Origin of the sequence: Actinomadura sp. WMMB 499, from assembly GCF_008824145.1 — a bacterium.
Classification (GTDB): Bacteria; Actinomycetota; Actinomycetes; order Streptosporangiales; family Streptosporangiaceae; genus Spirillospora.
Window position 1 is genome coordinate 8,409,178 of sequence record NZ_CP044407.1, and the last position, 13,787, is coordinate 8,422,964.

Consider the following 13,787-nt stretch of genomic DNA (forward strand, 5'->3'; position numbering starts at 1 on the left):
GCATGCAGTGACCCGCGTCCGATGACCTGACAGAACCGGCTCCCGAACCCACCCCTGCAGAGCACCTGGAAAGAGAAGGCACGTCATGCGCGAGTACCTGAAGTTCTACATCGGGGGCCGGTGGACCGATCCGGCGGAGAGCGGGACCCTGGACGTCGTCAACCCGGCGACCGAGGAGGTCTGCGGCCGGGTCGCGGCCGGGACGGCGGCCGACGTCGACCGGGCCGTCGCCGCCGCCCGGGACGCGTTCCCCGCCTGGGCGGCGTCCACCCGCGAGGAGCGGCTGGACCTGCTGCGGAGGATCCTCGACGAGTACCAGAAGCGGATGGGCGACCTCGCCGCCGTGCTCACCGAGGAGATGGGCGCGCCCGCCGCGCTCGCGGGCGGCTTCCAGGTGCAGCTCGGGCTCGGGCACCTGACGACGGCGATCGACCTCCTCGAGGGCTTCGTGTTCGAGGAGCAGCGCGGCGAGACGCTCGTCGTCAAGGAGCCGATCGGTGTCTGCGGCCTGATCACCCCGTGGAACTGGCCGCTGAACCAGATCGCCGTGAAGGTGTTCCCGGCCCTCGCGACCGGCTGCACGATGGTGCTCAAGCCGTCCGAGAACTCGCCGTTCAGCGGCCAGGTCTTCGCCGAGATCCTCGACGCCGCCGGTGTCCCCGCGGGCGTGTTCAACCTCGTCCAGGGCGACGGCCTCGGGGTCGGCGCGCCGCTGTCCGCGCACCCGGACGTCGACCTGGTGTCCTTCACCGGGTCGGTGCGCGCGGGCGTCGAGGTGGCGCGGAACGCCGCGCCCGGCGTCAAGCGGGTGACCCAGGAACTGGGCGGCAAGGGCCCCAACGTCCTGCTCGACGACGACGCGTTCGCCGAGAACGTGGCGAAGGGCGTCGGCACGATGATGACCAACTCCGGGCAGACCTGCAGCGCCCCCTCGCGCATGCTGGTGCCGCGCGCCCGGATGGCCGAGGCGATCGACGCCGCCCGCGAGGCGGCCGCCGGCGTCACCGTCGGCGACCCCAACGGGGAGTTCAGCATCGGGCCCGTCGTGTCCGGCGCCCAGTTCGAGAAGATCCAGGCGCTGATCCAGAAGGGGATCGACGAGGGCGCGACGCTCGTCGCGGGCGGCACCGGCCGCCCGGACGGCCTCGACAAGGGCTACTTCGTCAAGCCCACGGTGTTCGCCGACGTCACCAACGACATGACCGTCGCCCGCGAGGAGATCTTCGGTCCCGTCCTCACCATCCTCGGCTACGACGACGTGGACCAGGCGGTCGAGATCGCCAACGACACCGAGTACGGCCTCGCCGGCTTCGTCGCGGGCACCGACCTCGACCAGTGCCGCGCGGTCGCCCGCCGCATCCGCGCCGGATCCGTCGCGATCAACGACGGGTTCGACTTCCATTCCCCGTTCGGCGGCTACAAGAAGAGCGGCAACGGCCGCGAGTGGGGCGAGTTCGGCTTCCACGACTACCTGGAGATCAAGGGCATCCTCGGCCACGGCCCGGCCGACGGCGCGTCCTGATCGGCGGGGTGGGAGGCATCATGCGATTCAGGAAGAAGCTCGCGGCCGCCGCGCTCGCGACGACGATGGCCGCCATCACGGCGTGCGGCGGCTCGGAGGCCGGTTCCTCGGCCCCGTCCGGGACCGGTCCGGGCGGCAAGCCGTTCAAGATCGACCTGCTGCTCGGGACGAGCGGAAGCTACGCGGCGGTCGGCGAGGTCATGGCCCAGGGCGCGCAAGCGGCCGTCGCCGTGATCAACGCGGACGGCGGCGTCTTCGGCAAGCCGATGGAGCTGAACGTCATCGACACCGGCGGCGACCCCGTCCAGGCCGCCGCGAACGCGCGGGAGCTGGTGGCCGACGAGCGCCCGCAGGCCGTGATCCCGGGCATGGTCACGGCCGAGATCATGGCGACCGCGCCGCTGCTGGCGCAGGCGGACGTCTTCACGGTGACGCACGGGCCGGACCCGAGCCTGAACGACCCGGAGAAGTACCCGTACCTGTTCGGCACCACCTACCTGCGGGACCAGATGGCGACCTCCCTCGCGGAGGAGTTCACCGCCAAGGGCTTCAAGAAGGTCAGCCTGATCACCGCGGAGAAGTCGGGCTCGGTGGGCGCCGAGACCATCAAGGAGGTCCTCGCGGGCAAGGGCATCACGACCGACATCGTCACCGTGCCGGTGTCCGCCGTCGACGCGACGTCCCAGATGCAGCAGGCGCTCGACTCCGGACCCGACGTGCTCGTCCTGGATTCCTACGGACCCCCGTCCGCGGCGATCCTGGCGGCCCGCACGAAGCTGAACCCGGGCATCCCGGCGTACGCCAGCCAGAACTTCACCTCGGGCGACCTCGCGGAGATCGGCCCGGCGAAGTCCTACGACGGCATGCTCCTGCAGTCGATCTCGTTCGCCGTCCAGGGGCACGAGGCGACGAAGACCCCGGCGTTCACGTCGTTCTTCGACGCGACCCGCAAGGAGGCCGGCGGCGAGCTGACGTTCAGCATGAACAGCTACGTCGTCACCTACAACGACGTGATCCTCGCCGCCTACGCCGCCCGGCTCGCCGACAGCACCGACCCGGCGAAGATGGCCGCCGCGATCGAGAAGGCGACCCCCGAGCAGATCCCCCACTTCCTCGGGCCGGTGAACTTCTCCGAGAACGGCCACTACCCGAGCTACGGCAAGGAGTGGTGGGCGTTCGCCGAGTACGGCGGCATGGAGAACTCGCAGATAGTCCCGGCCGGATGACGACCGTCTGGACGGGCCTGGCGATCGGCGCCGTGTACACGCTGGTGGCCGTCGGCTACAACATCACGATGGCCCAGAGCGGGATCTTCAACTTCACGCAGGGCCAGATCACGGTGTTCAGCTGCTTCTTCGCCTGGTTCACGATGGTGGACCTGGGCCTGCCGTGGTGGCTGGCGGCGGGCGCGGGCGCGGTCGTGTGCGGGCTGATCGGGCTGCTGGTGGAACTCCTCGCCATCCGCCCGGTCGTCGCCCGCCACGGCGCCCACGGCCACGCCGTGCTCGTCACGACGGTCGGCGCGTTCGTCGTCATCCTCGGGGCCCTCGCGGCGACCTGGGGGCAGAGCCCGAAGACGCTGCCGTTCTTCGGCGGCACGGAGACCATCACGCTGCTCGGCGGGAAGCTCTCCCCGGTGGACCTCTGGCTCGTCGCCGCCGCGGTGGCCGCCGCGGTCGGGATGCACGTCGTGTCCGGGCGCACCGCCTGGGGGCTGAGCGGCCGCGCGGCGACCGACAACCCCGACGCGGCGAAGGCGAAGGGCGTGAACGTCACGGCGCTGCGCACCACCGCGTTCATGCTGGCGGGCGGCCTGGCGGGCCTCCTCGGCCCGGTGGTCGGCCCGAAGATCGGCGTGGACGTCTCCGTCGCGGTCTCGCTCACCATCTACGGGTTCGTCGCGGTGGCCCTCGGCGGGTTCGGGAGCTACCTCGGCTGCCTCATCGGCGGCGTCGCCGTCGGCCTCCTGGAGGCGGGCGCCGGCCGGTACTTCGGCGCGGAGTACCCGCCGCTGATCCTGTTCGGCCTCCTGGTGGCGATCCTGCTGGCGCGGCCCACCGGCCTGCTCGGCAACCGCGGATTGAGAGTCGTATGAGCATCCGCCTGCGCGCCCTCGCGCTGAACACCCCGGCCGCCGCCGTCGTGGCCTTCGCCGTCGTGGCGCTGCTGCCGCAGTTCGGCTTCGGCGGCTACTGGCAGCAGCAGGTCGCGCTGATCGCGATCTACACCCTGATCTGCAGCGGCCTGAACCTCAGCTTCGGCTACGCGGGCGAGCTGGCCCTCGGCCAGATCGCCGTCTTCGCCTCCGGCGCCTACATCAGCGGCATCCTGCACAACCACGGGCACACCGACATCCTGCTCGGCTTCGCCGTCGCGGTCTGCCTCGCGGCCGTCACGGGCCTCCTCGCCGGAGTCCCGGGCCTGCGCCTGAGCCGCTGGTCGCTCGCCCTGGTGTCGTTCTTCTACGTGCTGCTCATCCCGGTGCTGGTGAAGCTGTTCGAGTCCGAGACCGGCGGCACCGCCGGACTCGCCGGGATCCTGTTCCCGACCCTCCTCGGGCGACCTCTCGGCACGACGGGACTCTACGTCGTCGCGGTCGTCACGACACTGCTGTGGCTGCTGCTGATGCGCAACCTCATCGTGTCCCGGTTCGGGCAGTTCCTGCGCGTCCTCGCCGCCAGCCCCACCCTGACCGAGACGCTCGGCGGCTCGGTCTACCGGCTGCGCGTGCAGGCGTACGTCATCGGCGCGCTGCCCGCCGGGCTCGCGGGTGTGCTGTACACCTACCTCACCGGCTACCTCAGCCCGGAGGCGTTCACGCTGCACACGCTCATCGCGCTGCTCGCCGCGACCGTCGTCGGCGGCGCCGCCAGCGTGTGGGGCGCGCCCGTCGGCGCGGCGATCCTGGTGCTCGGGCCCTTGCAGCTCAAGTCGTTCGAGGAGTACTCCACGCTGGCCTACGGCGTGTTCCTCGTCCTCATCGGGACGGCCTTCTCGGGCGGCCTTGCCGGACTCGCCCGCGACCTGCGCGACCGGCTGCTCCGCCGGGCGAAGCCCACCGCGACCGCGGACGGCGCCCCGGACCTGCGGATCCCCGGCGCGCGGATGACCGTGGCCGGGGTGGAGAAGAGCTTCGCGGGCCTGCGCGCCCTCGACGGCGTCGACCTCACGGCCGAGCCGGGCACGATCACCGCGCTCATCGGCCCCAACGGCGCGGGCAAGACCACGCTGCTCAACCTCGTGTCCGGCCTGTCACCGGCCGGCGCGGGCCGGGTCGAGCTGGACGACCGCGAGATCACCGGCCTGCGCGCGCACCAGGTCGGCAGGCTGGGCGTGGGTAGAACGTTCCAGACCCCGGTGGACCTCGGGTCGATGAGCGTCCAGGAGGTCGTCGAGTCCGGCCGGTTCCGGCAGGGGAGCGTGGGCCTGCTCTCCGCAGTCCTGCGGCTGCCGAAGCACCACCGCGTCCGGCGCGCGGACCGGGACGCCGCCGCGGCGGCCCTGTCGTTCGCCGGACTCGGGCACGCCGCCGGTCAGGACGCGGCGTCCCTGCCCCTCGGCACCCGGCGGCTGCTGGAGGTCGTGCGGTCGGTCGCCGGTGAACCGCGCGTCCTGCTCCTCGACGAGCCGGCCGCGGGCCTGGACGACGACGAGCTGCGGGAGCTGGGCACGCTGATGCGCCGGATCCGGGACGCGGGCGGCACCGTCGTGCTCGTCGAGCACAACGTCCCGTTCGTGATGGACGTGGCCGACCAGGTGTACGTCATGGAACTGGGCCGGGTCATCGCCTCCGGGCCGCCCGAGGTGGTCCGGAGCGACCAGCGCGTCATCGACAGCTACCTGGGACGCCGCGGCCGGGCCCAGCAGACCGAACACGACTCGAAGGCGACGTGATGAGCACACCGGAACCCGCTCTCGACGTCACCGACCTGAAGGTGGCGTACGGCGACCTCGTCGCGGTCTGGGACGCCTCGGTGCGGTTGACGCCGGGCCGGATCACCGCGCTCGTCGGCCGGAACGGCGCGGGCAAGACGACGATGCTCTCCGGCATCTGCGGCCTCCTGCCGTCGAAGTCGGGCACCGTCGCGCTCGCCGGACGCGACGTCACCGGCCTGCCGCCCTGGCAGCGCGCGCGGCGCGGCCTGGCGATCGTCCAGGAGGGCAAGCAGGTCTTCCGCGACCTGACCGTCCACGACAACCTCCGCGTGGGCCTGCGCGCCCGCCGGTCGCGCGGCGACACGTCCGTCCTGGACGAGCTGTACGAGCGCTTCCCGGTGCTCGGGGAGCGGCGGACCCAGCGGGCCGGGGCGCTGTCGGGCGGCCAGCAGCAGATGCTCGCCATCGCCACCGCCCTGGCCGCCCGCCCGAGCGTGCTCCTCGTCGACGAGCCGTCCTCGGGACTGGCGCCCGTCATCACCGACCAGGTCTTCGAGCTGCTCGACGGGCTGCGCGGCGAGGGCCTCGCGATCCTGCTCGTGGAGCAGCTCGTCGACGAACTGCTGGGCGGCATCGCCGACGACGTCGTCGTCCTCGACCGGGGCCGCGTCACGCTGCGCGACGAGGCCGCCAACGTCACCGCAGAGGCCATCACCGAAAGCATCTACTCCTCGCTCTGAGCCGGCACCGAGAAGGAGCGACGACCGTGAACACCACCGAGGGGATGCGCACCGCGATCGTCACCGGCGGCGGCTCCGGGATCGGGAACGCCATCGCCCGCCGCCGTCGGGAACCGGGGGAAGAGAAGGCCCGTCCCGCTCTCTCACGGGACGGGCCTCCGGCTCAGAGCTTGCAGCGGGCTCCTTCGGCCGGTGACTCGAGGTCGATGAGGTAGGCGGCCACGGTCTTGGAGACGCAGGCGTTGCCGGTCAGGAGGGCGCCGTGCTGCTCGCCCTCTACCGTGAGCAGGCTGCCGCCGAGCGTCCGGGCCAGGCTGACGCCGCCCGCGTGCGGGGTGATCGCGTCGCCCGTGACGGAGACCGTGAGCGTGTCGGCCAGGCCCTTGATGCCGGTCGCGTACGGGTAGTCGAGCGTCGGCTGGATGGGCCAGTGCTCGCAGCCGTCGCGCGGCTGCCCGACCCCGCGACCGGGATCGGTGAACGGCGCGGCCTCGTACCAGGCGCGGCTCATCGCGGCCTCCTGATCCGGCGTGTGCCGCTCCTCGTCCAGGCAGTTGATCGCCATGCTGGCTTCGAGCGACTCGGGGTACGTGCCGTCGGCGGTCCGGCCGTGGTAGGAATCGCGCAGCTTGAGCAGGGTGTCGCCCTTGCCCGCCCGCAGTTCGGTGATGCCCGCGATCGCGACGGGCCACATCGACTCTGCGTACATCGCGGCCGTCACGCCCTCGACCGCCTGCTCGAACGTCAGCCCGCGCCCGTCGGACGTCCGCGCGGGGACGTCGACCAGCGGGCGGACGAGCGTCTGGAAGACGGCGGTGGCGCGGTCGGGGTCGGTGCCGAGCGGGCAGCCCGGCTCGGTCGCGCACGACGCGGCCATGCGCTCGAACGTCCGCTGCATTCCGGTGGCCTGCTGGACGCGCCGTTCGTGCGTGCCCGCCAGCGGGTCGAACGCCCCGTCCAGCACCAGCGCGCGGATCTTCTTCGGGAACATCTCCGCGTACACGGCACCGAGTCGCGTCCCGTAGCTGGTGCCCGCGTAGGACAGCTTCTCGTCGCCGAGGGCGGCGCGCAGCACGTCCATGTCCCGCGCGACGTCTCGGGTGCCGACGTGCGCGAGCACCTTCTCGCCGCCGGAGCGCTCGGCGCACTGCCGGACGAGCCCGCGCGTCTCCCGCTCGGTCCAGTCGTCCAGGCCCGCGGGGATCGAGGAGAGCTTCGCGCCACGGTCGCGCTCGGCGTCGGTGTAGCAGTCGAGCGCCGGAGTCGAGCCGCCGACGCCGCGCGGGTCGAACCCGACCACGTCGAAGCGCTCGGTGATCGGCGACTTCGCCCACGCGGCGGCGATCAGGGCCGCGTGATCGGTGCCGGGGAAGCCGGGCCCGCCGGGGTTCACGACGAGCGACCCGATCGGGTCGCCGCCCCGCGCGGGCACCCGCAGCAGCGCGATCTCCGCCTGTCGCCCGTCCGGGTTCCGGTAGTCGAGCGGCACCTTGAGCCGCGCGCACTCGGCCTCGACGGCGGGCACACCCGGCGCCGGGTCCGGCGGATCGCAGGCCGCGAACGTCAGCTCCTGCCCGTAGAAGCGGTCCAGGTCGGTGCCTGCGGAGGCGGGCTGCGCGCCGACCTGCGCGGTGCAGGCGCCGAGCAGCAGCGTCAGCGCCGTGGCGCCCATGACGACGGCCGGTTTCGTGCGGGACGGAACGCGTGATCTCCGGACGCCGGAACGACGTGGCAGCACTGTTTCCCTTCCTGTTCACAGTGAACGGCAGGGACAACAGCCAAAACCACGACGTCGCGTCGGGGTCAACCCGCGCATCGCGAGGATCGGTCAGGCGGGCTCGGCCGGTCCGGCGTTGATCACCCGTTCGGCGAACAACTTGTTAGCGCGGCGCTGCTGGTCGTTGAGGTTGTGCTCGCCGTAGGCGGCGAGCATCGAGGACGCCTCCGAGCCGAGCACGATGTCGGGCCAGTTCTCCAGGAGTGGCCGGTAGCACGTCAGCATGTCGTCGGCGAGCTGTTCGATGGCTTCGTCCGGCGTGTCCGGGCCGAGTTCGGCGAAGCGCCGGATCAGCTCTGCGGTGGCCTCGCTGAAGATGGCGTTCTGCGCCATGGCGTCGGCGAGGGCGGACGTGCCGGTCTCGCCGACCAACCGCGAGATCAGGGCGACCTGTTCGCGCTCGTGGCGCGCCATGTCGGGAGCGGTGTCGGCGACGGCGCTGAGGGTAGGGCCGAGCGCGGCCATCTCCGGCGGCAGGTCGGGCATCGCGCCCTGGCTGCGGAGGCGCGCGATGTTCGCCCGGCGGGTGGTGAGCCGCTCGATCTCATCGGCCGCCTGCCGGTCCAGCTCGTCGAGCATCGCCTCGGCCGCCTGATGATCGTCGAGCACGTCCGGGAGCGCCGCGAGCGGAAGGCCCAGCTCGGAGAGGCGCGTGATCCGCAGCAGCCGGGTCAGGTGGCGCACGTCGTAGTCGCGGTAGCCGTTGACCGAGCGCTCGGGCTCGTCCAGGATCCCGATCTGGTGGTAGTGCCGCAGAGTGCGGACGGTGACCCCGGCGAGCGCGGCCAGCTTACTGCTGCGCAAGGACTTTCTCCTTCGGTTCACACGGCACGGGCCACCCCACCCTCGCTGGTCGGGGCGGCCCGTCCGTGCTCAGCGGATGCGGGAGAGGAAGGTCGTCCACTCTGCGTGGGTGAGTTCGAGGACGGCGCCGGTGGGGAGTGCTTTGGAGTCGCGGATGCCGATTGTGCCGTCTGTGGCTTGGGCCACTTCGACGCAATGGCCGTCGGGGTTGCTGTGGCTTGATTTGCGCCAGCCGGTGTAGTGCTTGGTCATGCTGCGCCCCGTTGCGTGCTCAGCGGATGTGGGCGAGGAGGGCGTCCCACTCTGCGTGGGTGAGTTCGAGGACGGCGCCGGTGGGGAGTGCTTTGGAGTCGCGGACGCCAATCGTGCCGTCTGTGGCTTGGGCGACCTCGACGCAGTGGCCGTTGGGTTCGCTGTGGCTTGATTTGCGCCAGCCGGTGTAGTTCCTGGTCATCTGGGACCGTTCTGCGCTCGTAGGTTCAGATGGACGCGGTGCGGATGTGGGAGAGGAAGGTTTTCCACTCTGCGTGGGTGAGTTCGAGGACGGCCCCGGTGGGGAGGGCCTTGGAGTCGCGGATGCCGATTGTGTCGTCTGCGGCTTGGGCCACCTCGACGCAATCACCGTTGGGGTCGCTGTGGCTTGATTTGCGCCAGCCCGTGTAGTGCTTGGTCATGCTTCCGATCCTGCCCCGTCGAAGTGCCGGTCGGCTACCTGACTGAGGAAGGTGAGACTCTCTTCGGGGGACAGCGCGGCTTCACTGACTCGCTCGTACAACTCCGTGTAGGTGGCGACTTCGTTGCGTTTGGTCAGAACGATGTCCGTGGTGACGGTGTCGACGACCGCCATGGCCGAGTCGCCTGGCTCGGGGAATGTGTAGTGCGAGAACGACGCTTTCGGCAGGAGTCCTCCGGGGATGCGAGCGTTGCTGGGGAGCACCTGGATGGTGATCCTCTCTTCGGTCGTGACCATGTCGACGAGGTGGCGGAGCTGGGCGGCCATCACCGGGGGCGGGACCGCGAGCCGATGGATCATGGTCTCGTCCAGCACGGCGTCGTAGGTGGGGCCGTTCGGTGACAGCAGCCGCTTCTGGCGGTGCTCCCGGGCCTCGGCCATGCGTTCGGGCCGGTAGGCGAGCGTTCCCTGGCAGGCGTCGAGTTCGACGAGTGCGTCGATGAACTCGGGTGTCTGGAGGACGGCGGGCATGCCCGTCTGGTTGTAGCTTCGGATGCCGTCGGCGCCGGACTCCAGGTCCGCGTAGAGCTTCTGCCGGGGGCCCATGGACTCGCCGAAGCGGTCCCACCAGTGTTTCTCTCCGGCGTCCCGGGCGAGCCGGATGATCCGGTCGCGCTTGGCGTCGGTGACGTCGAGCGCGTCGAGGATGTCCATGACGTCGTGGAGGTCGGGGCGGACCTGGGCGTTCTCGAGACGCGTGATCTTGGTTCGGGACTGGTAGATGAGCCGGCCGACGTCGTCGGTGGTCAGCTCGCGGGCTTCGCGGACCTTCCGGAGTTCGGTGGCCAGTCGACGGCGGCGTACGTAGGGGCTATGCAAGGTCGCCTCCCAAGTGCGCGGGGGACTACTGAGTGCATGGATTGGTAACTCTATGAAGTTGTCTTTGTCGGCAATGTAATGCCGATCGCGGGCCGGAGGGTGCAGCACGCGCAGGTTGGCGGGCGAGGGACGAAAATCTGCACGTGCAGGTCTTGCACGTTCAGCATCGGAACTTGCGAGGGGCGCACGTGCGGGTCCGGCGCGTGCGGTGCGGGCACGTGAACGGACGGCCTGTGCAGATCGGCGCCCCTAGACGGATTTTCCGTGCTCAGTCGGTGACTTGGTGTGACGCTTGGCTCGTGGATGAGAGGTGACTCGATAGATCCGCAACATCGTCTCCGCTCGTGAACCGAGGTGATCGATCATGTCTCCGTTGCTGAATCTGGAAGCAGAGCCCGCCCCGCTGCGGTGGCGGCGCTCGTTTCCCGGTGGTCCCGAGCAGGCCCGCGTGGTGCGGCGGTTCGTCGGCTGCCTGCTGGCCGACTGCCCCTACCTGGACGACGTCCTGCTCGCCGCCGACGAACTCGTCGTCAACGCGCTCCGGCACACGAGGTCCGGGCGGTGCGGCGGCCGGTTCGCCGTCGAGCTGGCGCACGGGCGGGACGGCGTCCGCGTCGCCGTCACCGACCAGGGCGGTCCGGGGGAGCCGGTGTGCCGGGAGGCCGGTGACCTGGACGAGTCCGGGCGCGGCCTGCACACGATCGCCCTCATCGCCGCGAGCTGGGCGTGGGACGGTGACGACCGGGGACGCACGGTGTCGGCGATGTTCGCGGGGGAGTGGTCGGCGTGAGGAGTCCGGCGGCCTGGACGCACCACCAGGTGCACCAGCGGGTCCATGCCGTGATGTCGGCCGCGATGCGTGCGGACGACCCGGCGATCGACCGGTTCGTCGCCGAGGCCGGGGAAAACCGCCTCGACCCCCACACGCGGAGGTTCGTGCGGGAGGCGCGGCGGCTCACGCTGGCGTGCACGGCCGCGCTGACGTGCGTGCTGTCCGCGCACCGGCCCGGGGACGATCCGTACGGCGCGCCGATCTGCCGGGGGTGCGGGACGCCCGAGTGCCGGACGCTGCGCGGCCTGGCCGACGTGCTGGCCGCCTACGCCGTCCGCCCGGCGCCGGTCGACCGGGCGGAGGCGTGGCGGCGGGCGGACGCCTGCCTCGGCGGGCGCCCGATCCCGGTGTCGGTGGAGGAGTTCCGGGACGGGTTCATCGTGCGGCCCGCCGAGATCGCGGCCGACGACATCAGCCCCGTGCTGATCGTGGACCGGGGGACCGGTGCGCTCAGCCGGTGGCCCGCGATGCCGTCCGAACTGCTCGTCCGCGAGTACGGGCGTTACCGGGCGCCGGGTTAGAACCCCCGCTTCTGGATGGTGTGCGCCTCGCGCTCCAGGTCCTCCTGGAAGTCGGGGTGCGCGACGGCGATGAGGCGGCGGGTGCGTTCGGCGAGGCTGCGGCCCTTGAGTTCGGCCGCGCCGAACTCGGTGACGACGACGTCCACGTCGCTGCGCGCCGTGGTGACCGGGCCGGACAGGGCGGCGGTGATCCGGCTGACGGTGCCGCCGCGGGCGGTGGCGGGCAGCGCGGTGATGGCCCGGCCGCCGGGGGAGCGGGCCCCGGCGCGGACGAAGTCGACCTGGCCGCCGGTGCCGCCGACGTAGGACGCGCCGCTCTGCTCGGCGTTCACCTGGCCGGTCAGGTCGACCTCCATCGCCGAGTTGATCGTGACGAGCCTGTCGAGGCGCGCGAGGACGCCCGCGTCGTGGGTGTAGGACGTGGGGGTCATGCGGATCAGCGGGTTGCGGTGCGCGAACCCGTAGAGGCGGGCGGTGCCGATGAGCGCCCCGGTGATCGAGACGCCCTGGTCGATGGGTTTGCGGGCGTTGGTGACGGCGCCCGCCTCGATCAGCTCGACGAGCCCGTCGCCCAGCATCCCGGAGTGGACGCCGAGGTCGCGGCGGTCGTGCAGGAGCCGGAGCATCGCGTCGGGGACGGCGCCCACGCCGGTCTGCACGACCGAGCCGTCCTCGATGTAGGCGGCGGCGTGCTCCGCGATGGCCTCGTCGGTCGCGGTGATCCGGGCGGGCGGCACCTCGACCGGGGGTCGCGAGACGTGCACGGCGAGGTCGATCTCCGAGGCGTGGAGGAGTTCGCCGTGGGTGTGGGGCACCCGCTCGTTCACCTCGGCCACCACGACATGGGCCTTCGCGACGGCGGCGCGCACGTAGTCGCTGATGAGCCCGAAGCTGTGGTTCCCGTCCTCGTCGGGCGGGCTGACCTGGACGAACGCGACGTCGCAGCCGATGACGTCCGCCTCGACCAGGGGGCCGACCTGGCTGACGTGGCACGGGATCACCGTGAGCCGGTGCGCCTTGGTGAGCGAGCGCAGCGCGCCGATCGCGCCCATGCTCGACAGCTCGAACGACTCGGTCGCCTCCGGGGTGAACAGCCCGGAGAAGCTCGTCGCGATGAAGGCCGAGAGCCCGCCGATGCCGCGGCCCTGCTGGATGAGCGCCTCGATCAGCGTGGTCGGTTCGCCGCATGCCTGCCCGATGACGATGCGGTCGCCGGGCCGCAGGACGTCCGCGAGGTCGAGGTCAGGGGCGTCGACCGTCCTCACGAGCGTCCCCCGGCGGCCAGCAGCGCCCGCGCGCGGGCGAGGTGCGGACGGTCGAGCATCGCGCCCCGGTGGGAGACGACGCCGGCGCCCGGCGCGGCGTCGAACAGTTCGACGATCTCGCGGGCGTCGGCGAGTTCCTCGTCGGTGGGGGTGAACGCCTCGTTGATGACGGCGACCTGGTCGGGATGGATGGCGAGCATGCCCCGGTAGCCGTCCCGGCGGACGCGCGCGGCCCGCGCGCGCAGCCCGTCCAGGTCGCGGAAGTCGCCCTGGATCGTCTCGATCGGCGCGACCTCGGCGGTGGCGGCCCCGAGCAGGGTCAGGCTGCGCGCCAGCTCGTAGGTGAAGCCGTACTCGCCGTCGGGCGTGCGGTTCTCGCTGGCCCCGACGGCGTCGGCGAGGTCCTCCGCGCCCCACGTCATCGCCACCAGGCGGGGCGCGCCCTTGTAGGTGCCGGTGGTGAACATCGCCGCGGCCGTCTCGGTCACGAGGACGATGACCCGGATCGTCCCCGGCTCGATCCCGGCGGACACCTCCAGCGCGGACAGGTAGTGGTCGAGGACCTCCACGTCCGCGCGTCCGCGCGCCTTGGGGAGCATGACGCCGCCGGGCCGGGACGGGACGACCGCCGCGAGGTCGGCGAGCGCGTGCGGGCCGTCGAGCGGGTTGATCCGCACCCACAGCCGTCCGCGCTCGTCCTCGGGACGGTCCGCGAGGAAGGACGCGACGCCCGTGCGGGCCGCGGGTTTCGCCTCCTCGGCCACGGCGTCCTCCAGGTCGAGGAGGACGACGTCCGCGGGGCCCGCGGCGGCCTTCGCCATCTTCCGTTCGCTGTCGCCCGGGGCGAACAGCCAGGAGCGGGCGCCGAAGGTCTCTGCGTTGTCTGCCACTTCTTCTC

The 13,787-nt window shown here is 71.7% G+C and carries 15 protein-coding genes; 7 read left to right on the forward strand and 8 right to left on the reverse strand.

What is annotated here, in order from left to right; all coding sequences use genetic code 11:
* Positions 1–85: 85 nt before the first annotated feature.
* Genes F7P10_RS38390 through F7P10_RS38410 form a run of 5 tightly spaced genes read left to right on the forward strand, consistent with a single transcriptional unit; the run spans position 86 to position 6,138 of the window.
* Complete coding sequence (locus tag F7P10_RS38390; protein ID WP_151016924.1) at positions 86–1,522, forward strand: aldehyde dehydrogenase family protein; 1,437 nt, start codon at positions 86–88, stop codon at positions 1,520–1,522.
* A 20-nt stretch (positions 1,523–1,542) separates the two neighbouring features.
* Positions 1,543–2,748, forward strand: a complete 1,206-nt coding sequence (locus tag F7P10_RS38395) for an ABC transporter substrate-binding protein (RefSeq protein ID WP_151016925.1) — start codon at positions 1,543–1,545, stop codon at positions 2,746–2,748.
* Complete coding sequence (locus F7P10_RS38400; protein WP_151016926.1) at positions 2,745–3,617, forward strand: branched-chain amino acid ABC transporter permease; 873 nt, start codon at positions 2,745–2,747, stop codon at positions 3,615–3,617. The genes F7P10_RS38395 and F7P10_RS38400 overlap by 4 nt, the downstream gene beginning before the upstream one ends.
* Positions 3,614–5,416 (forward strand): ATP-binding cassette domain-containing protein, encoded by a 1,803-nt coding sequence (locus F7P10_RS38405; RefSeq protein ID WP_151016927.1) that lies wholly within the window; start codon positions 3,614–3,616, stop codon positions 5,414–5,416. Before F7P10_RS38400 ends, F7P10_RS38405 begins: the two co-directional genes overlap by 4 nt.
* Entirely contained in the window at positions 5,416–6,138 is a 723-nt protein-coding gene (locus F7P10_RS38410) for an ABC transporter ATP-binding protein (RefSeq protein WP_151016928.1), read from the forward strand. The genes F7P10_RS38405 and F7P10_RS38410 overlap by 1 nt, the downstream gene beginning before the upstream one ends.
* Before the next feature lie 163 nt (positions 6,139–6,301).
* On the opposite strand, the gene F7P10_RS38415 is transcribed toward F7P10_RS38410, so the two are convergent.
* The 6 genes from F7P10_RS38415 to F7P10_RS38440 all read right to left on the reverse strand — a co-directional run bounded on the left by F7P10_RS38415 (position 6,302) and on the right by F7P10_RS38440 (position 10,379).
* Entirely contained in the window at positions 6,302–7,810 is a 1,509-nt protein-coding gene (locus tag F7P10_RS38415) for an alpha/beta hydrolase (RefSeq protein ID WP_151018568.1), read from the reverse strand.
* Between the two features lie 156 nt (positions 7,811–7,966).
* Complete coding sequence (locus F7P10_RS38420) at positions 7,967–8,719, reverse strand: MerR family transcriptional regulator (RefSeq protein WP_151016929.1); 753 nt, start codon at positions 8,717–8,719, stop codon at positions 7,967–7,969.
* Between the two features lie 69 nt (positions 8,720–8,788).
* Positions 8,789–8,971 carry a DUF397 domain-containing protein gene (locus F7P10_RS38425; protein ID WP_151016930.1) on the reverse strand — a complete coding sequence of 61 codons (183 nt, stop codon included), beginning with the start codon at positions 8,969–8,971 and terminating at the stop codon, positions 8,789–8,791.
* A gap of 19 nt (positions 8,972–8,990) precedes the next feature.
* On the reverse strand, positions 8,991–9,173 hold the full coding sequence (locus tag F7P10_RS38430) for a DUF397 domain-containing protein (RefSeq protein ID WP_151016931.1): 183 nt from the start codon (positions 9,171–9,173) through the stop codon (positions 8,991–8,993).
* Between the two features lie 25 nt (positions 9,174–9,198).
* On the reverse strand, positions 9,199–9,393 hold the full coding sequence (locus F7P10_RS38435; RefSeq protein ID WP_151016932.1) for a DUF397 domain-containing protein: 195 nt from the start codon (positions 9,391–9,393) through the stop codon (positions 9,199–9,201).
* A complete protein-coding gene (locus tag F7P10_RS38440) occupies positions 9,390–10,379 on the reverse strand; it encodes a helix-turn-helix transcriptional regulator (RefSeq protein WP_254716238.1) in 990 nt (329 codons plus the stop codon). Before F7P10_RS38440 ends, F7P10_RS38435 begins: the two co-directional genes overlap by 4 nt.
* A gap of 256 nt (positions 10,380–10,635) precedes the next feature.
* On the opposite strand from F7P10_RS38440, the gene F7P10_RS38445 reads away from it, so the two are divergent.
* Positions 10,636–11,061, forward strand: coding sequence for an ATP-binding protein (locus F7P10_RS38445; RefSeq protein ID WP_151016934.1), 426 nt, complete (start codon positions 10,636–10,638; stop codon positions 11,059–11,061).
* Positions 11,058–11,624, forward strand: coding sequence for a hypothetical protein (locus F7P10_RS38450; protein ID WP_151016935.1), 567 nt, complete (start codon positions 11,058–11,060; stop codon positions 11,622–11,624). The genes F7P10_RS38445 and F7P10_RS38450 overlap by 4 nt, the downstream gene beginning before the upstream one ends.
* Here the strand turns inward: F7P10_RS38450 and F7P10_RS38455 are convergent.
* Together F7P10_RS38455 and F7P10_RS38460 are read right to left on the reverse strand one after the other, a co-directional pair.
* Positions 11,621–12,889 (reverse strand): acetyl-CoA hydrolase/transferase family protein, encoded by a 1,269-nt coding sequence (locus F7P10_RS38455; RefSeq protein ID WP_151016936.1) that lies wholly within the window; start codon positions 12,887–12,889, stop codon positions 11,621–11,623. The genes F7P10_RS38450 and F7P10_RS38455 overlap by 4 nt on opposite strands.
* Positions 12,886–13,779: a CoA ester lyase gene (locus tag F7P10_RS38460; RefSeq protein ID WP_151016937.1), complete on the reverse strand. Its 894-nt coding sequence runs from the start codon at positions 13,777–13,779 to the stop codon at positions 12,886–12,888. Before F7P10_RS38460 ends, F7P10_RS38455 begins: the two co-directional genes overlap by 4 nt.
* Between the last annotated feature and the right edge of the window lie 8 nt (positions 13,780–13,787).